The following is an 18,217-nucleotide window of genomic DNA, read 5'->3' as shown; positions in this document are numbered from 1 at the left end:
GGCTTGGCAGGCATTGCGGTTCGAATGCGCCCTGGTTCATTCGCCTACTGCGGCGAGGCGAAGCCTTCTTCATCGCGGGAGGCGGGAGCGCTCAGCCTGCGAAGCGTCAGCGCGCAGCGTTGTTCGATCAAGGCGACGATGCTTTCAACGACGCCGTTCCCGGCAAAACCACGCGCGCGGTCGGACTGGAGCGCGCGTGCGGCGCGGGGCAGTGAGTTCGCCAGTTCCAGGATGCGCCGCCGCGCCGGCGCCTTGGCAAGACCCGCGCCCTCGGCCAATTGCTCCCAGTGCCGGGCCTCGACTTCGCTGAACTTGTACTTGCTGCCGATCTTCATCGCCATCTTCGGCGTCAGGGTCGGATAGACGGCGGTCGAGAGCGTGTCGTAGAGCGGGGCGAGAATCGGCGTCCTGCCGGCGTAGAGCAGGGAAAAGTTCTTGGCGTGCGCATCGTGATTGCCGATGAGCGCGTTGAAAATTACGTAATCGAACAGACGCAGCACCTGGGGCGCGCTCGGGCGCGTCGCACGGCGCACCAGATCGAAGCATTGCGCAAGATCCGGCCCGCCCTCGTTCTGATACTTCATCTCGGGCACCACACCGAGTGCCTGGCAGAAGTCTTCCTGGTGGAGGCGCTGGCGGCACCCCTTTGCATCCAGCACACGGTCGTAGCGGTCGACCAGCAGGAAGGGGCGATTCAATACGGCATAGATGCTCGCCTTCGCCGGCTCGAGCTGCAGCGCCTCTGCCAATGCCATGCAGAATCCTTCGTTGATCACGCTGTCCTCGACGCCGTGGACCGGCGGCTTGAGGATGTGGGAGCTCGGCGTGCCGTTGAGTGGCAAGCCGAGGCGTGTGCCATCGAACACGACCGGCAGCTTGTCTTGGGCACCCGCGAGAGAGAGCCGCAAACCGTCCTTGCCTGCCAGCATGGGGCGACGAGGCAGTTCGTCCAGTACGGCAACGACTTCGTCGTCACTCAGCCATCTAACCGCGCCGGTCTGCGCAGGCGTCGGCAGACTCTGCCCGGGCGCGAGGAATGTAACCGCTCCGGCGCATTCGCCGCCGATGTGGTCGAGCAGGGCGAAGTCGTTCTGGCCCGAGACCTGGAATTGCCGCGCAATCAGGCGACGCATCTGTCCTTCCGGCAGCAGGCCGGCAAAGAAGGGGCGCGTCGCGCGATCGTCGAACGGCTGGGCCCGCAAGGGCAGCGAGTGCGACAGGGCCACTGCGTTCGGCCGCGACAGCCAGCCGGGGGCGTAGCAAAAGCCGAGGCGCCCATCGACCAGCGCCAGGGTGCCGACGTGCTCGGAGAAGAGCCAGACCTCCAGCTCATGCGTCATGGCCGCTGCCCTCGGTGGCGTGATCGGCTTCCGCTGTGGGCAGACCGCTCAGCTGGAGCTCTCCCCCCAATGCATCGATCACCCGCAGGACGTTCTCAAGCCGCACGGTCGGCTTGCCCGCTTCGAGGTCGACGATGAAACGCACGCCCACGCCCGCGGCCAGCGCCAGTTGAGGCTGGGTCAGGCCGAGCTGCTTGCGGGCAGCACGCAGGGCGTCGCCGAGTTGTTGGGCGGAGCTAATGGATGTCATGGTTTTCCTCATTTCCCGTTCGGGAAATTATGGACCAGGGTTCTGCGTGGCGCCAGTGATGTTTCCCGATCGGGAAATGTGTATGGGGAGGCGATGCCCAGAGGGCAGGAATTTCCCGACCGGGAATGCACCAGGGTCAGGGGTGGTTCGCTTTGCCGGCAGGCCTTGCAGACACGAGCTAAAATCTTTACCGTTGATATATCTTTGAGATGGTGTCCGGGTTGTACGGGCAACCCTTCTCTGGTTCGGTAGCTGCCTCGCTGGCAGGCATGGGGTAGGGCGTGCGGAGGATGGTCCTCTGAACCGATGCCAGGCCTCGAGCGCCCCGGGGCCACGCTTTACAGGTAAAACCTCCATGAACATCCTATCGATCCTGATGTCGGCCTTCGTGCTCTCGCTCGTCGGCCTCGGTTTCTTCATCTGGTCGCAGCGCAGCCGCCTGCTCAGCCGAAGCGCCGATGGCAGCGAGGTGATCTTCGCCCGCGGCGAGATTGGCCATCCGGAAACATTGATGCCGGATCGTGCTTTGGATACCGGCGCCAGCGCGGTGGACAGCCAGGAATTGCTCGATCGCGCCGCGGCGGATGCCTCGACCGCACCGGTGGTGTTCTTCTTCTACTGTTGTGCCTTCGTCTGGCTGCTCGTGGCCTCGGCGGCGGGACTCACCGCCTCGATCAAGCTCCATGCGCCCGACTGGCTGGTGTCGGAGGCCTGGCTCAGCTTCGGCCGCATCCGCACCGTGCATCTCAACGCGGTGGCCTATGGCTGGGCGCCGATGGCCGGCCTCGGCACGGCGCTGTTCATCATTCCGCGCCTGCTCAAGACCGAGCTCGTCGGCGGCCGCTACGCGGTGCTCGGCGGGGCGCTGTGGAACGCGGCGCTGGTCGCCGGGCTGGGGAGCCTCGCCTATGGCGTGAGCGACGGCATGGAATGGCTCGAGATCCCGTGGCAGATCGACATCCTGTTCGTTGCCGGCGGCGCCCTCGTGGGCCTGCCGCTGATCCTCACCCTGCTCAGGCGCAAGGTTGCCCATCTCTACGTATCGGTCTGGTACATGGGGTGCGCGCTGTTCTGGTTTCCGGTGCTGTTCTTCGTCGCCAACTTCCCCGGTCTCCACCGCGGCGTGGAAGCGGCAACGATGAACTGGTGGTTCGGCCACAACGTGCTCGGCCTGTTCTACACGCCGCTCGCGCTGGCCTCGATCTACTACTTCCTGCCCAAGCTGATCGGCCGGCCGATCCAGTCCTACAACCTGTCGCTGGTGGGCTTCTGGGGGCTCGCCTTCTTCTACGGCCAGGTCGGCGGGCACCATCTCGTCGGCGGCCCGGTTCCCGCCTGGCTGGTCACCCTGTCGATCGTGCAGAGCATGATGATGATCCTGCCGGTCGTCGCCTTCACGGTGAACCAGCATCTGACGCTCAAGGGCCACGTCTCCGCGCTGCGCCATTCGCCAACCCTGCAGTTCATCTGCCTGGGCGGACTGATGTACGTGGCGAGCTCGGTGCAGGGCTCCTTCGAGGCGCTGCGAAGCGTCAACGTCATCACCCACTTCACCCACTACACGGTGGCCCACGCCCATCTCGGCCTCTACGGCTTCGTCACGATGGTCTTCTTCGGCGCCATCTATTTCGTCGTGCCACGCGTCACCGGCCGCGACTGGCCCTGGCCGCGGCTCATCAGCCTGCATTTCTGGCTGGCCGCGATCGGCATCGCGATCTATTTCGTGTCCCTGACCATCGGCGGCTGGCTTCAGGGCAGTGCGATGCTCGACGAGAGCCGCGGGTTCATGGAGTCGGTGCAGATCACGCTGCCCTACCTGCAGGGCCGCAGCGTGGGCGGCGCCCTGATGGCGCTCAGCCATGTGGTGTTCGCCGCGCACTTCGTCCGCCTGCTGATCGGCGGCGAGCGCCGCACGGAGCAATCGTCCGCCTACCTTTCGGCACCGGGAGCGATCTGATGCACAGCGAAACGCGCTTGATCCTCGGCGGCCTGACCACGCTGGCGGTCGCCACCGCCGCCCTGGTCGTGCTGCCCTACGTGACGGTCCGCGACACGCCGCCGGTCGAAGGCCTCAAGCCCTACACCTCGGCCGAACGGCGTGGGCGTACGCAATACATTCAACATGGATGCATGTATTGCCACTCGCAGCAGCCGCGCGCGAGGGCGTTCGCGCCCGATGCCAAGCGCGCCTGGGGGCGGGCCACGGTGGCTGGCGACTACGCCTATGACGACCCGCCCTTGCTCGGCACCATGCGCACCGGCCCGGACCTGATGAACATCGGCGTTCGCCAGCCGAGCGACCAGTGGCACCTGGGGCATCTCTACCAGCCGCGCGCCTACGCGCCGGGCAGCACCATGCCGGCCTATCCCTTCCTGTTCGAGCTTCGCGACCAGGCCGAGGCGGGCGAGACCGTGGTCACCCTGCCGCCCGACTTCGCCCCGGTGGGCAAGGTCGTCGTCGCGCGCCCGGAGGCGCTCGATCTGGTGAGCTACCTGAAGTCGCTCGACCGCAGTTATCCGGTCGCCGATGCGGCAAGCGTGAACTGAGCGGCCGAGGACGCCAATGAACAAGCCCGAAATCCTGTCGCAGCAGCGCCGCGAGAACCCCGACCCGGAAGAGGGCCGCACGCCCATCCCCTGGCTCGTCCTCGCGCTCGCGGTGGCGCTTGCCGCGTTCGGTGTCGATTACATCGCCCATTCGAACCTCAACACGCCGGCGACCTGGGGCGACGGCCGCAGCGCGGCCGAGCTCGCGGGCGACAAGCCGGCAGCCGGCGCCAAGGTGGATGGCGGCGCCATCTACAACTCGATGTGCGCCGCCTGCCACCAGGCCACCGGGCTGGGGCTGCCGGGCGTGTTCCCGCCCCTGGCCGGTTCGGAATGGGTGCTCGGCAAACCCGACACGCTCGCCGCCATCCTGCTGCACGGCGTCAGTGGCCCGATCGAGGTCAAGGGCACGGTCTACCAGGGCGCGATGCCCGGGTTCGGCAGCTCGCTGGGAGATGCCGAGATCGCCGCGGTGCTCACCCACATCCGTAGCACCTGGGGCAACGCTGCTGCGGCGATCGACGCCGAGGTCGTGGCCGCGGCGCGGGCCCGCCTCGCGGACCGCAAGCAACCCTTCTCCGGTGGCGAGGAACTCGCCACGCTTCCCTGAACTGACATGACCGCCAACAGCCCGCCCACCCCCTCCGTCACGCGCACATCGGCCGCCTTGACGCGTGACGATCTCCACCGCCTGGTGCATGCCTTCTACGCCGACGTGCGCCGCGACCCCTTGCTGGCCCCGGTGTTCGATGCGGCCATCGGCGAGCACTGGGACACCCATCTCGGACGCATGGTCGAGTTCTGGTCGACGATGATGCTCGACACGCGCACCTTCTCCGGCAGCGTGTACACGACCCACATGCAGCTCAAGGGCGTCGAACCGGAGCACTTCGCACGCTGGATGACGCTGTGGTACCGCCACACTGCGGCCGGGTTCGAGACCACCGCGCGCGCGCGGCTGCGCGAGATCGCCGGGATGATCGGGCGCAGCCTGTTCCTCGGCTTCTTCAGCCGCCCGGCGAAGTTCGTCGCCGATGAAGAGGGACGCGTCATCGTGGAGCGGGGATAGTGCCGGGCGTCCGCGGCAGCGCTGGCGGAGCGCGCGCCCGCGCGCTGGTGGCAACCCTGCTCGCCGCCCTGGGGCTGCTGGTGGGCTTCGTCGCCCTGGTTGGCCAGCTCACCCGCGGCTTCGAATACTGGACCTTCGAGGCGCTGCGTCGCGACGACGCGGCGGGCGCCCGTCTGCTTGCCCGCCCGGTCCGGCTTTCAGGTCCACATGGACCGGCGCCGACGCCCTGGCCGGGACAAGTGGGCGAGGTCTTCCTGGTCGACTTCATCTATACCCGCTGCCCGACCGTATGCAGCGCACTCGGCGCCGAATACACCCGCATGCAGCGCGCACTGCGCGAGCGTTTCGGCGCCGAAAGCCCGATCCGTCTCGTATCGATCGCCTTCGACCGTGCGCACGACTCGCCCGCCGCCTTGCGGGACTACGGCATCACCCACCGGCAGGAACCCGACCTGTGGCAGATCGGCACCCCGATCGATGCGGCGGCGCAGGAGGCGCTGCTGCGCTCCCTCGGCGTGGTCGCGGTGCCGGACGGGATGGGGGGCTTCGTGCATAACGGGGCGATCCACCTGATCGACGCGAGCGGCACCGTGAGGGGCATCTACGATCTCGAGCGGTGGCCGCAGGCGCTCGAGCGGGCGATGGCGCTCGCTGGCGCAGCACACCCATGAATACCAGGGGCCGACGGGCACTGACACGGCTGCTGGCGGCGCTGCCGCTCCTGCTGCTGCTGGCGCCCCTTCGCCAGCTGCTCGAAGGCAGCATGGCGCTGCACATGCTGGTGGAGCTGCCGCTGCTTCTGGCCAGCGGCTGGGCCGCCGGCGCCGTGCTCGCCCACCACCGCCTGCCCGCAGGGCTGCCACGCCTCATCGACGCCAGCGGCGTGCTGGGGCTCGCGTTCGCGAGCTGCGTGGGCGCGCTGTGGATGATCCCCGCGATGCTCGATCTCAGTCTTCTCGACACCGGTGTGCAGTGGGCAAAGTACGGCGCCTGGTGGCTCTCCGGTGTGCTGCTGCGCGCGAGCTGGCGACGAAGCGAACCCGAGATCGCCGCCTTCTTCATCGGCAACATGGCCTGGATGCTGGCCACCGCCGGGCTGTTGTACCAGGACGAAGGACAGCGCCTGTGCGTGAGCTACCTCGTCGATGAACAGGCCATCACCGGGAAGGGGCTGATCGTGCTGGCGCTCCTGCTCGCCGGCCTCGCGCTGCACCGCGTCGCCGCCGCGCCGCGCCCGGCGGCGGCGGCGGCGATTCAGCCTGGTGAGCGCTTGACGCCCGACGCGGGCGAACGCACGAGCGGGATGATCCGGCGCTGATCGCCGTCGATCCCGAGCAGCGACGCCGCCACGCTCGGCGCCGCGACCGCGTCGCGCAGCGTCATCTTGTCGAGTTCGAGCATGAAGGCGTCGAGCGCACGGCGCAGCCCGCGGGTGAGGTTGCAGGCCGGCGCGATTGCGCAGCAATCCTCCTTGCCGGCCTCGAAGCACTCGACCAGCGCGAAATCGCCTTCGGCGATCCGCACCACCATGCCGATCGAGATCGCCGCGGGGTCGCGCGCCAGGCGCACGCCGCCACTGCGCCCGCGCACCGTCTCGAGCAGGCCGGCCGCGCCCATCTGATGCACGATCTTCATCAGGTGGCTGCGCGAGATGTCGTACGCGGCCGCGATCTCGTCGATCGTGGTGAGCGCGCCGCTCTCATGGCGCAGGCTCAGGTACATCAGCACGCGCAGGGTGTAATCGGTATAAACCGTGAGTTTCATCGATCTTGCAGGTCGGGGGAGGCGTCGAGGCCGAGCATAAGCGCCTGCCTCATGGCTGGCAATCGACTCGCCCAGGCCGGCCCGGGGTGGCGATGCCGGCGCCGGCCTTGCCTGCGGCAGCGCCCGCTACGGGGGTGCTCGCTTTCTAGCGCAGGAAGGAGACGCTGCGCAGCACCAGGCGGATCAGGTCGGCCTGGCTGGCAATCTCCATCTTGGCGTAGATCTTCTTCGAATAATTGCGTGCTGCCGTTTCGGCAATGTCCATCTGCTGGGCCGCTTCGGTGATGGTGTTGCCGTAGGCAAGGAACAAGGCCAGCGTGGCCTCCTGCCGTGTCAGGCCGAACAGTTGACCAATGCGCGTGAGGGACTGGGTGTGGGTTGGGCGCAATGCCTCGAGATTGGCCGTCAGATCTGAAAGGTAGATGACCGCGCAGGGCGCCTGTCCACTCCGATAATAGGGCTGCAGGGGTGTTGGATAGACGAGCATGCCGATCAGCCTGCTATGGAATCCGCCCAGACGCACCAATTCTCCACCGAGGCTGGTGTCGGCTCGCGATCGAGCTGCAATTACGCTCGCAATCGCATCGTTCAGCTGCAACTGGGCCGACCGGTCGGCGAGTGCCAGGCGTTTCTGGGTGATCGTCATGTCCGGGCAGTGCTCGATGACCGAGGATGCCACGCGGTTGACGTGAATCACTTCTCCCTTGTCATTGAGCAGGATGCAGCCCAGCGCGAAATGATCGACGATACTTTCGTAGATGGCCTTCTCCGCTTCCTGTCGCTTCAACTGGGCATAAAGGCCAAGTGCGCGCGTCAGATGGGGCTGCAATGCCCGGATCAATGCGAGATCGGCTGGGGTGAATGAGGGATCGGGGCGAGTGAAGTCCCGGATCACGTCGATCCAGCACCGGAGGCCACCCTGTTCGGCAATGCAGACTCTCAATGTCCGGGCAATCTTGAGATGTGCGAAGAACGCAAGCTTCTTTGCATCGCCCTTGGCGGGCTCCATGAGAATCAGCTGGCCGGGTTCCATGCTGGCGGGCCGGAAGGGGTCGTCCTTCATGAACTCGGCGCGGTAGGTTACTTCGACCGCAACCCAGTCGATATCGTCCTCCGGCTCGCTCGCGCTGACGAAGACATCCTGCCCGCCATCGTGATCATGATGCAGGGTGATGAAGACGTTGCGGGCCTCCAGTGCGGCGCGCAAGCCCTCGGCAAAGCGCTGCCAGGGCACGGCGGCTGAGATTCCCTCGTAAATCTGGTCGAGCAGACTGGAAAAATCATATTGCATGCTGGCTCCATCGAGGACATGCGCGATCTGCCCGATTCGCGTGGCCCTCTGTCTTCACATTGCCCGTTCGCTTTCAGATAACCCCAGGCAGTTTCTCAGCGGCGATTGCCAGCGGTACCAGGTGGTACTTGTTCGGCCGGAATCGTATTGGATAGCATGGACTCATCGGAATGAGCGGTAATCATACATTCCGAAATGCGAGAGCGCGACGTCGCGCTTGGCTGCGAATCAAGTTTCCGGATAGGAATCCTCGGGCCCGCCCATACGCATCGATTTCGCTGCAGATATCGATGAATGAGTCATCGGTTTATTACCTGGGTTTCAATCAATACCGTTAAATGATCACGCGCATCGTCAATTCGGATTCGAGAGCAGCCTGGATGCTTGTTGGGGGTCTTGGCATTGTCATGAGCGTGATCTTCGGATTCACGATCAATGCATTCAGTATTCTCACCTTGCCCATCATCGACGCATTCGGATGCAGCCATGAACAGGCGGCGCGCATTGCCACCGTGTTCATGATTTCCATGACCCTGGCCATGCCGGCCGCGGGATGGCTGCTCGATCATGTCGCGCCCAGGCTGGTGATGGTAACAGGTGGCCTGCTCACCGGCCTTGCGTATCTGGCCGCCGCGCATGTCAGTGATCTCGACGCATTCACCCTCGCCATCGCGCTTTGCGGACTCGGCGCAGGCGCGTCGACCTACGTGCCCGCCTTTGTTCTCCTGTCGAACTGGTTTCCGCCGAGACGGCAGGGGCTCGCATTCGGCATCCTCCTTGCGATCGTTGCCGCGGGCGGCACCTTCCTGCCCATGTGGCTCAACCGCATGGTCGAAGTCCTGGGGCTGTTCGCCACCATGGAGGTGGGGGCCTTCCTCATCCTCGTGATCTGTGTCCCCTTGTTGCTCTGGCTCGTGCGCATGCCCGCGCAGGCCTCGACGGCGAGCCCGTGGCCGATGGATGCAGCCGTGGAGCGCGGTCTGGGCGAGGTCTTGCGCATGCCGCACTACTGGCTGTGGATCGCCATGTTCCTGCTGGTGACGTTGAGCGGACTCAGCATTCTGATGGGCCTGGTGCCGTATCTGGTTTCCGTCGGCTATTCGGCCAGCGAAGGGGCTGCCGCCTATGGTGCGATCGCGGCGGCGACCATTGTCGGCAGCCTGTCGTTCGGTGCGCTCAGTACGCGCCAGGGCGCGGGGCGCACGCTCGCGCTCGGCATTCTCGTTGGCGGTATCGGACTGGTCTGCCTCTTGCAGGCCTCGCATCAGACGTTTGGATTCGCCGCGGTCGTGCTGTTCGTCCTGGCCTGGGGGACGACATTCAACTTGGTCAACCAGTTGTCGCCGACGTTGCTGGCTGAGTTCGCCGGCCGGCGAGGTTTCGGCAGCTTGCTTGGCATCGGCAATCTGGTGTCCGGGCTGGGCGCTGCGCTCGGTCCAATGCTCTTCGGCCATCTGGTCGATCGTACCGGCAACTATGTCTTGCCCGTGACGCTTTGCGCCGTGCTGATGGTGTTCGCCTTGCTTCCCCTGGCCATGTTGCTTGGGGCGCAGCGGCAGACACGCGACGCGATTGCTCGGCAAGACCTGGAGCGTTGAGGCCCGGTTGCCTTTTCTCCCGCTCTCAATGCTCGTCCTCAGTGCTCGGATCGAGGCGCCTTTCCATTCAAGGGTATCGGCTGCTGTTCGGCGCGCATCGAAAAATCAGGAGGAGAAATGTCGGAGGGATAGTCGTTTCATTAAAGGTTGGGCAACCAGGAGAAGGAAACAAAATGAAAAACCAAAGGAGAAAGACGTGGTAAGGAATAAGAACATACTGTTGCTGTCGGTCACGCTCGGACTGGTTTGTACGAGTACCGGCGCGCTCTCCAAGGTGAGCGCGGAAGAGGCTTCAAAGCTCGGCAAGGAACTGACCTGCATGGGCGCTGAAGTGGCCGCGAATGCCGATAACACGATTCCTGCTTTCTCCGGAAAATGGCTGGGTGCTCCTCCCCATCTCAAATACGAAAACAACGTCGGGCAGCATCCGGTCGATCCTTATCCTGAAGACAAGCCAATCTTCGAGATCACCTCGAAGAACTTCGAGAAGTACGCCGACAAGCTGACCGAAGGTCAGCAGGAGATGTTCCGCCGCTATGCCACATTCCGGATCCAGGTCTTCCCGGGACGGCGTGACTTCAGATTCGACGACAAGGTCTGTGAAGTGGCGCGCAAGAACGCGCTTGAAGCGGAGTTGATCGACGGCGGCCCGGAGTTCAGTGGCTATCAGGGCACGCCGCCCTTTCCTGTTCCTTCGCAGGCGATGGAGCTGCTCCTGAATACGACCTTCCCGGCCATCGCCTTTACCGAGGACATCCTGCGCGACATTGCGAATGTGCGTCCGACAGGGGAAATCTTCTGGGGCCAGCAGCGCAACCTCAACCTGAACGTCGTCACCGAGCCGAGCGAGGTCGGCAAGCCGATGGGGAAGATCATGGCGTACTCGATGACGCACACGACGCTTCCAATTCGTGACCGCGGATCGGTGTCCTCCGCCGTGGAGCCGGTCAACCTTGCGAAGGACAAACGCCTGGCCTGGAACTATGACCCGGGCACGCGTCGCGTGAGGCAGTTGCCTATGTATGGCTATGACACGCCGATGTCTGGCACCTCTGGCCTGATGACGATCGACCAGGACCGGCTCATGAATGGAGATCCTGGGCGCTACGACTGGAAGATGCTCGGCAAGCGCGAGATATACCTGCCCGCCAACACGTATCGACTCCATGCCAAGGACGTCAAGTACGCCGATCTGTTGCAGCGCAATCACGCGAATCCGAACTACATACGTTATGAGCTGCGTCGCGTCTGGGTGCTCGAGGGAACGCTGAAGGAAGGCTTTCGTCACGTCTTCGGGAGACGCGTTCTGTTCATCGACGAGGATAACTGGCAGGCATCGGTATCCGATTACTACGACAGCCGAGGCGCGCTGTGGCAGCACGCGTTCATTGCCCACTACTACGCGTTCGACCTCAAGGGCTGGCAAGCCGGAAACAGCTTCTACCACGACTTCAATACAGGGGGGTACGTCGCCTACAACCTTTTCCAGGAGCGCCCGGTCGGCCCGATCCTGAATGCCGGAAAGATGAGCCCGACGATGTTCGGTCCGGAAGCCTTGCGACAGATCGGTAACTGAAAAGGATATGGAAATGACCTCGCTGACGTTCAAACTGTCTCCGGTCGCGACCGCAGTCCTCGGCGCTCTTCTTGCATCGCCTGCTTTGGGCGGAGAAAGCATCGTCTTTGACAACGGCACAAAGCTCGACTGGAAGGGAACCGCAACCTATACGCTTGCGACCCGGCTCCGATCCCCCGATCCGGTGCTGCTGGACGTGGATGGAAACAACAACTTCGACAAAGGCTCGCTCACCGCGAATCGTCTGGGTCTGCTGTTCGAGGGCAAGCTGTCCAAGGACAGGAGCGGCTTCGTGCTCTCCGCCAGCACCTTCTACGACGACGTCTATCATCGCGGTACCGACAGCGACCGCCCGTATCTGAATACGTCGGATACGCCGGGCTCCTTCAGTTCGGACGCGCGCCGCTACCACGGCGGCTACAGCCGCATTCTGGACGCGTATGCCTACACCAGCTTCGGCGTGGGCGATGGCGACGCGACGCTTCGCGTGGGCCGGCACGTCGTGTCCTGGGGCGAGTCCCTGTTCTTCCCGGCGATCTCCCTCGCGCAGGGACCGGTGGACGGTTCGAAGAGCGATATTCCCGGCACCGAGACCAAGGACCTGCTGCTGCCTGAGGACCAGGTTTCGCTGATCTACAGGCCGACACCGGAATGGACCCTGATGGCCCACGCGCAATACGGCTGGCATCCGACGGTGAGCGCGGCGCCCGGGTCCTTCCTCAATACCAGTGACTCGTCCGGTCCCGGCAACGAATGCCTTGGCCCCTTCATCCCCAACGGGCGGGGAGGGTACACGTGCTCATTCGGCGCCCGGCAAGGCGATGACAGGCCGGGCGACACCGGGCAGTGGGGCATCGGCACCCGTTACCGTGTCACCGAAGAGACCGAACTGGGCCTGTACTACCTGAACTACCACGACCGTATCGCACTGCCCGAGATCGACGTCTTTGCGGCGAGTGATGCGCTGGAGGGTGGCGCGTATCGGAACCGCTACTTCGACAACGTGAAGCTGATCGGCGCATCGTTCAGCACGACCCTGGGCGTGGCGACGCTCGCCGGCGAGGTGGCCTACAAGCGGGGCGCACCGGAACTGGTCGATACCGTCGTCGATCCGGGATCGGGCACCGCCTTGCCGACCCCGAGCCGGGCGAACGTGCTGCAGACCAGCCTCAACTCCTTCATCAACCTGGGGCGTTCGGATTTCGCCGACGGGGCGCTGCTGCTCGCCGAGGTTTCCTACATCGATGTCCGCAGCGTGAAGAAGCTCAAGGCGAGAGGCGTCGAGGCCTTGGGGCCGATGGCGGAGTATTTCCCTGCGTCGAACCGTCTGAGCATGTCCGGTCACGGACTGGGCATCTCCACGTCGCTCATCCTGACTTATGACGGGGTCTTCAGCGGCTGGGATCTCGAAGTTCCGATCAGCTACTCCCACCAGTTGAGCGGGCGCACGCTGATGGGGCCGGTGGGCGGCGAGGGTGATCGCCGCCTGAGTGTCGGGGCAGCGCTGACCTACAACCAGAACCTCAGCTTCGAGCTCACTTATCTCGACTTTCTGGGCAAGGCCAGCACCGACATGAAGACCGAGAGAGCGCTCACCGACCGCGATCAGTTGTCCCTGGTCGTGAAGTACAACTTCTGACAGGCGTCGGAAGGCGCCTTTCGGCGCCTTCCCCGCACATCGTTCGCGACGGATCGCGCCCTACAGGCCTGACTGCTGGAGGCCGTGCGCGAGCCGTGACGCCAGACCCTGTCCCGAATAGGCCCCTTGAACCGGAGCGGCGATGACGCACGGGCACGCTGAAGCCATGGAAAAACAACATTTGCATCCCGACTTGTATGAAACAGGCTCGGTTCCCGTCGAGCGCAGTGTCTGGACGCTCGATCACACGCCGCCCGCCCATCCGCCACTATCCGGCGACCTGGTGACCGACATCGTCGTGGTCGGCGCCGGCGTCGTGGGGGCCTCGCTGTGCCTGCACCTGGCCGAGCGCGGGATCGACACCGTGCTCATCGACGCCGCCCAGCCGGCTGACGCGGCCTCCGGGCGCAACGCCGGCCATGTGCAACCCTATCTGCTGTCGCTGGAGCCGCTCGGCGCCTTGCCCGGCCAGGGGCGTCCATTCCTCGACTGTCTCATCGAGCACCGCAACATCGTGTTCGAGCTTTGTGCGCGTCATGGGATCGATGCCGACCACGTGCAATCCGGGCTGCTGGAGGTCGCACGCCAGAAGAGCGCAGCGCTCGAGAACAAGGCGAAGGAGTGGGCCGGGCTGGGGCTCGACGTCGAGATGCTCGGCGCTGACCGGCTGCGTCCGCTGGTCGGAACGGATCGCTATTCGTTCGGCACGATCTGGCGTAACGGCGGGAGCGTCAACCCCTTCCTGTTTACCAACGGCATGGTCCGTGCCGCGGCCGGGTTCGGCGCCAGGGTGTATGGCAACTCGCCGGCACGCGCCTGTGAGCGTCAGGGGGGGCGCTGGAGGCTGCGCACCCCATCGGGCAGCGTGCTGGCAGACCGTGTCGTGCTGTGCACCAATGGCCATGTCGGCGCGGACTTCCATGCGGATCTCGAGCGCACCCAGTTTCCCTTGCTCGCCTGCGGCCTCGCGACACGTCCGCTGCCGAAAAGCTTGCTCGATGTGGTCAATCCCACGCGGACGGCAATTAGCCAGCATCCCGCGGGGCTGTATCCCATGGTCGTCGATCGCAAGGGGCGTCTCATCACCGCCACCATCCCCGGCCTTGGGCGGGCGCACCGCAGCGACCTGCATTTCCAGTATTTCCTTCGCCACCTGCGTCGCGTCTATCCCGAGGCCAGGGACGTTCGCATCGAGCTCGAGACCTACTGGACCGGCATGACGCACAACTCATCGGCGATCTACGAGAAGGCCTATCCCAGGTTTTACCGTGTGGAAGACGGCGTGTTCGCGCTGATGAACTTCGGCTCCTGGGGCAACCACCTCGGGCCGATGATGGGCATGGATGTCGCCCGCGCCCTTGCCGCCGATCGGCCCGACGCCGCGGTGCTGGGTTGCGAGCGACCGCAGCAGGTGCGCTTCCCGGGGCTGTTCAGCACCAAGCTCAGGCGTTTCCTGATTCCGTCGGCAAGACTCGCCGATCGGTTCGGACTCGTTTGACGCCCAGGGCTCCATCGCGTGGCGTCCAGCATGGGGCTGACGGCGCGCTTTCACTCATTTGAACAAGGCAGGCATATCCAACCATGTCCATTCGTGACGAGTACGACTTCATCGTTATCGGAGCGGGTTCCGCGGGCTGCGTGCTCGCCAATCGGCTTTCTGCGAACCCGGAGAACAAGGTCCTTCTGCTGGAGGCCGGTGGTCCCGACAAGAGCCCGCTGATTCACATGCCCGCAGGCTTCTTTCCGATGCTGAAGGGCGGAATGTTCAGCTGGCACTATGAAACGGCGCCGCAGAAGCATCTGAATGATCGCGTGCTGGCCGATGCGCGCGGCAAGGTGCTGGGCGGCAGCAGCTCGATCAATGGGATGTGTTACAGCCGCGGGGCTCCGGAGATCTTCGATCTGTGGGCGAGCCAGGGCAATGCGGGCTGGTCTTACGCCGAGGTGCTGCCCTATTTCAAGCGCGCGGAGGGCAACGAGCACGGTGAAACTCCTTTTCATGGTGGTGACGGTCCGCTGCCGGTGACGCAGGCGCGTATCAAGAACCCGGCTCAGCGAGCCTGGATAGCTGCGGCGCTGCAGGCAGGGCATCCCTACAGCGACGACCACAATGGCGCCAAGCCAGAGGGCTTCGGGCCGTCCGACCGAACCATCAAGGGGGGGCGCCGCATCAGCACAGCCGTGGCTTATCTGAAGCCCATCCGGCGACGGCCCAATCTGCGCATCGAGACGCATGCGCACGTCACCAGGCTGTTGTTTGACGGCTCGCGGGTTGTCGGCGCCGAGTATCGCCAGTCGTCCGGCGTCAGGAAGGCATATGCAGCCAGGGAGGTGATTTCCAGTGCGGGCACTTTCCAGTCCGCGCAGTTGCTGATGCTGTCGGGCATCGGCGATGCGGACCATCTGCGCTCGTTGGGAATAGCGCCTGTCGCTGATCTGAAGGGGGTCGGACAGAATCTTCATGATCACGTCGGCAGTTCGGTGCAGGTGACCTGTCCCTTGCCGGTGACCGATTACAAGCTCGTCACCAGCAACGTCGCAAAAGCCAGGGCAGGCTTGCAGTATCTCTTCACCCGCCGAGGTCCGCTGGCGGGTAACAGCACCGATGCCGTGGCCTATCTGCGTTCGGGGGCTGCGGGCCATGACGAGCTCGATCTCAAGTTCTATCTGTTGCCGCTCCTCACCGGCATCGATGGAAGGTTGCCCAGGGAGCACGGCGTGACCAACCTGGTCATCCTGACCCGGCCGGAGAGTCGCGGGCAGCTGCGTTTGAGGTCAGCGGATCCGATGGACAAGCCCATCATCGACGCCAATTACCTTGCTGATCCGCGCGATCGCGAGGTGCTCAGGCGTGGCGTCAGGATTGCCCGCGACATCTTCGCGCAGTCTGCCTATGCGCAATATCGCGGGCGCGAGTATCTCCCCGGAGCGCACTGCAAGAGCGATGCGGATCTCGACGAATTCTTCCGCAACACCTGCAATGTCAATTACGAAGCGGTTGGTACCTGCAGGATGGGCAACGACGCACTTGCGGTCGTCGATGACACGCTGCGCGTTCGCGGTGTCGATGGGCTCCGGGTCGTCGACGGGTCGGTCATGCCCAGGATCACGACGGGTGACCCGAGTGCGACGATCATCATGATCGCCGAGAAGGCGGCAGACCTGATCCTCGGCAGCGCCCAAGGTGGACCTGCGGTCTGATGCCATCGCCCACCCGTTCGTGACGTTCCGGTAACAGGCAGGCGACGGGGCAAGCGTGCTTGCCCGCGCCGAGCATTCCCTCGCGGGCGAATCCTGCCGCGCATTCCACCCTGCATTTCAATCCAGAAAGAGGAAAGAAGATGTCCATTCGACATATCAATCCAGAAGGGCTGCTCAAGTTCGATCAACTGACGCAAGTGGTCGTGACCGAAGCTTCGCGCATGGCGTTCATCGCTGGCCAGTCAGCGATGAACGAGCGGTTCGAGCTCGTCGGTGGCGACGACTGCTTTGCCCAATCTGTCCAGGCGCTCCGCAACCTCCGCACCGCGGTCGAGGCGGCGGGTTCATCGGTCGATCGGGTGGTCAGCAGCACCGTCTATCTGAAGAACCTGACCCCGGCCGTGGGGGAGCAATTCATGCGGGCGCTGGGCGTCGCGCTCGATGGCGTGCCGTTTCCGCCCCATGCCTTCTCGATGGTCGGTGTGCAATCCCTCGCCAGTCCGGACATTCTGGTGGAGATCTCGGCGGTCGCAGTGGTCGATGCCTGATGTGTCCTCGGCGCGCTTGCCATCAGGCGCGCCGCGAAATCCCGTCGGGCACCGTCCGTTTTGACGATGCTGCCCGCCGGCGCCCCCCCTATAAATGACGGCATCTCCACCCTTCGAGGTTCACGCCGTGAAAGAAGCGCCTTCCTACGTTCCCGGTCACCAGTTGCTCGCTGGCAAGTCCGTCCTGATCACCGCCGCGGCCGGCGCCGGCATCGGCTTTGCCGCCGCGCGCAAGTGCGCGGAGGAGGGCTGCCGCGCGCTGATGATCTCCGACATCCATCCGCGCCGCCTGGAAGAGGCGGTCGCCAAGCTCAAGGCCGACACCGGGCTGCAGAACGTCTGGGGTCAGCTGTGCAACGTCACCAATGAAGAGGAAGTGCAGGCCCTGGTCGCCGCGGCCGAGGACAAGCTTGGCGGCGTCGACGTGCTGATCAACAACGCCGGTCTGGGCGGCGAGAAGCGCGTCACCGAGATGACTGACGACGAGTGGAGCCGGGTGCTCGACATCACGCTGACCGGCACCTTCCGCATGACGCGCGCGATGCTGCCGCACATGGAGAAGCGTGGTCGCGGCGCGATTGTGAACAACGCCTCGGTGCTGGGCTGGCGTGCACAGAAGGGCCAGGCCCACTACGCCGCGGCCAAGGCCGGCGTGATGGCGCTGACGCGCTGCTCTGCGGTGGAGGCGGCCGAGCACGGCGTGCGCATCAACGCGGTGTCGCCGTCGATCGCGCTGCACGAGTTCCTGAAGAAGGCGTCGAGCGAGGAGCTGCTCGCCCAGCTCGCCAGCCGCGAGGCCTTCGGCCGTGCCGCTGAGGTGTGGGAGGTGGCTAACGTGATGGTCTTCCTCGCCAGCGACTATGCGTCGTACATGACCGGCGAAGTGCTGTCGGTCAGTTCGCAGCACGCTTGAGGGGCGTGGCCATGACCATGGTTTTCTCCAGCGCCGAGCAGCTGGTTGCAGCCGAAGGCCAGGACCTGGGCGCGACCGACTGGATCGAGATTCGCCAGGACCGCATCAACCAGTTTGCCGATGCCACCGACGACCACCAGTGGATCCACGTCGACCCTGTGCGCGCCAAGGACGGCCCCTTCGGCGCCTGCATCGCGCACGGCTACCTGACGCTGGCGCTCGCCAACCTGTTCCTGCCGCAGCTGATCTGCGCCGACAACCTGAAGATGGGCGTGAACGTCGGCTGCGACCGCGTGCGCTTTCCGGCGCCGGTCAAGGTCGGCTCGCGCATTCGCGGCCGCGGCGAGATCCTCAAGGTCGAGCGCATCAAGGACGCGGTGCAATCCACCGTCCGCGTGACCATCGAGATCGAGGGCAGCGAGCGCCCGGGCTGCGTGGTTGACACCATCAGCCGCTACACCTTCAACGATTGAATTCCCGA

18 protein-coding genes are annotated in these 18,217 nt (G+C 64.7%); 14 read left to right on the top strand and 4 right to left on the bottom strand.

Features of this window, described 5'->3' with window-relative positions; genetic code table 11:
• Positions 1-44 precede the first annotated feature (44 nt).
• Positions 45-1,340, bottom strand: coding sequence for a type II toxin-antitoxin system HipA family toxin (locus CKCBHOJB_RS11570; protein ID WP_281048821.1), 1,296 nt, complete (start codon positions 1,338-1,340; stop codon positions 45-47).
• The gene (locus CKCBHOJB_RS11565; RefSeq protein ID WP_281048820.1) at positions 1,330-1,590 is read right to left on the bottom strand and encodes a helix-turn-helix transcriptional regulator; all 261 of its coding nucleotides are present in this window, start codon (positions 1,588-1,590) and stop codon (positions 1,330-1,332) included. The genes CKCBHOJB_RS11570 and CKCBHOJB_RS11565 overlap by 11 nt, the downstream gene beginning before the upstream one ends.
• 355 nt (positions 1,591-1,945) lie before the next feature.
• Here CKCBHOJB_RS11565 and CKCBHOJB_RS11560 point away from each other — a divergent pair, with 355 nt between their 5' ends.
• The 6 genes from CKCBHOJB_RS11560 to CKCBHOJB_RS11535 are packed head-to-tail and all read left to right on the top strand — an operon-like array spanning position 1,946 to position 6,524.
• On the top strand, positions 1,946-3,547 hold the full coding sequence (locus CKCBHOJB_RS11560) for a cbb3-type cytochrome c oxidase subunit I (RefSeq protein ID WP_281048819.1): 1,602 nt from the start codon (positions 1,946-1,948) through the stop codon (positions 3,545-3,547).
• On the top strand, positions 3,547-4,137 hold the full coding sequence (locus CKCBHOJB_RS11555; RefSeq protein ID WP_281048818.1) for a cbb3-type cytochrome c oxidase subunit II: 591 nt from the start codon (positions 3,547-3,549) through the stop codon (positions 4,135-4,137). Before CKCBHOJB_RS11560 ends, CKCBHOJB_RS11555 begins: the two co-directional genes overlap by 1 nt.
• Before the next feature lie 16 nt (positions 4,138-4,153).
• On the top strand, positions 4,154-4,747 hold the full coding sequence (locus tag CKCBHOJB_RS11550) for a cytochrome c (RefSeq protein WP_281048817.1): 594 nt from the start codon (positions 4,154-4,156) through the stop codon (positions 4,745-4,747).
• A gap of 6 nt (positions 4,748-4,753) precedes the next feature.
• Positions 4,754-5,206, top strand: coding sequence for a group III truncated hemoglobin (locus CKCBHOJB_RS11545; protein WP_281048816.1), 453 nt, complete (start codon positions 4,754-4,756; stop codon positions 5,204-5,206).
• Entirely contained in the window at positions 5,206-5,877 is a 672-nt protein-coding gene (locus CKCBHOJB_RS11540) for an SCO family protein (RefSeq protein ID WP_281048815.1), read from the top strand. The genes CKCBHOJB_RS11545 and CKCBHOJB_RS11540 overlap by 1 nt, the downstream gene beginning before the upstream one ends.
• The gene (locus CKCBHOJB_RS11535) at positions 5,874-6,524 is read left to right on the top strand and encodes a hypothetical protein (RefSeq protein WP_281048814.1); all 651 of its coding nucleotides are present in this window, start codon (positions 5,874-5,876) and stop codon (positions 6,522-6,524) included. The genes CKCBHOJB_RS11540 and CKCBHOJB_RS11535 overlap by 4 nt, the downstream gene beginning before the upstream one ends.
• Here CKCBHOJB_RS11535 and CKCBHOJB_RS11530 read toward each other — a convergent pair.
• On the bottom strand, positions 6,461-6,970 hold the full coding sequence (locus tag CKCBHOJB_RS11530; protein WP_281048813.1) for an Rrf2 family transcriptional regulator: 510 nt from the start codon (positions 6,968-6,970) through the stop codon (positions 6,461-6,463). The genes CKCBHOJB_RS11535 and CKCBHOJB_RS11530 overlap by 64 nt on opposite strands.
• Before the next feature lie 145 nt (positions 6,971-7,115).
• Positions 7,116-8,261, bottom strand: a complete 1,146-nt coding sequence (locus CKCBHOJB_RS11525; RefSeq protein WP_281048812.1) for a LuxR C-terminal-related transcriptional regulator — start codon at positions 8,259-8,261, stop codon at positions 7,116-7,118.
• Positions 8,262-8,599: 338 nt separating this feature from the next.
• Here CKCBHOJB_RS11525 and CKCBHOJB_RS11520 point away from each other — a divergent pair, with 338 nt between their 5' ends.
• From CKCBHOJB_RS11520 to CKCBHOJB_RS11485, 8 genes are all read left to right on the top strand, one after another.
• Positions 8,600-9,859: an MFS transporter gene (locus tag CKCBHOJB_RS11520; RefSeq protein ID WP_281048811.1), complete on the top strand. Its 1,260-nt coding sequence runs from the start codon at positions 8,600-8,602 to the stop codon at positions 9,857-9,859.
• Entirely contained in the window at positions 9,834-11,435 is a 1,602-nt protein-coding gene (locus CKCBHOJB_RS11515) for a DUF1329 domain-containing protein (RefSeq protein ID WP_281048810.1), read from the top strand. The genes CKCBHOJB_RS11520 and CKCBHOJB_RS11515 overlap by 26 nt, the downstream gene beginning before the upstream one ends.
• 13 nt (positions 11,436-11,448) lie before the next feature.
• Complete coding sequence (locus CKCBHOJB_RS11510) at positions 11,449-13,074, top strand: DUF1302 family protein (protein ID WP_281048809.1); 1,626 nt, start codon at positions 11,449-11,451, stop codon at positions 13,072-13,074.
• A 166-nt stretch (positions 13,075-13,240) separates the two neighbouring features.
• Positions 13,241-14,572 carry an FAD-dependent oxidoreductase gene (locus tag CKCBHOJB_RS11505; protein WP_281048808.1) on the top strand — a complete coding sequence of 444 codons (1,332 nt, stop codon included), beginning with the start codon at positions 13,241-13,243 and terminating at the stop codon, positions 14,570-14,572.
• An 83-nt stretch (positions 14,573-14,655) separates the two neighbouring features.
• The gene (locus CKCBHOJB_RS11500; protein ID WP_281048807.1) at positions 14,656-16,275 is read left to right on the top strand and encodes a choline dehydrogenase; all 1,620 of its coding nucleotides are present in this window, start codon (positions 14,656-14,658) and stop codon (positions 16,273-16,275) included.
• A 140-nt stretch (positions 16,276-16,415) separates the two neighbouring features.
• Positions 16,416-16,823 (top strand): RidA family protein, encoded by a 408-nt coding sequence (locus tag CKCBHOJB_RS11495; protein WP_004256980.1) that lies wholly within the window; start codon positions 16,416-16,418, stop codon positions 16,821-16,823.
• Between the two features lie 127 nt (positions 16,824-16,950).
• A complete protein-coding gene (locus CKCBHOJB_RS11490; protein ID WP_232435080.1) occupies positions 16,951-17,736 on the top strand; it encodes an SDR family oxidoreductase in 786 nt (261 codons plus the stop codon).
• A gap of 11 nt (positions 17,737-17,747) precedes the next feature.
• Entirely contained in the window at positions 17,748-18,209 is a 462-nt protein-coding gene (locus tag CKCBHOJB_RS11485; protein WP_281048806.1) for a MaoC family dehydratase, read from the top strand.
• Positions 18,210-18,217: the final 8 nt, after the last annotated feature.

It is taken from the genome of Thauera sp. GDN1 (genome assembly GCF_029223545.1).
Taxonomy (GTDB): domain Bacteria; phylum Pseudomonadota; class Gammaproteobacteria; order Burkholderiales; family Rhodocyclaceae; genus Thauera.
Note: the sequence above shows the minus strand (reverse complement) of the source record. Positions and strands in the feature narration are given on the sequence as shown.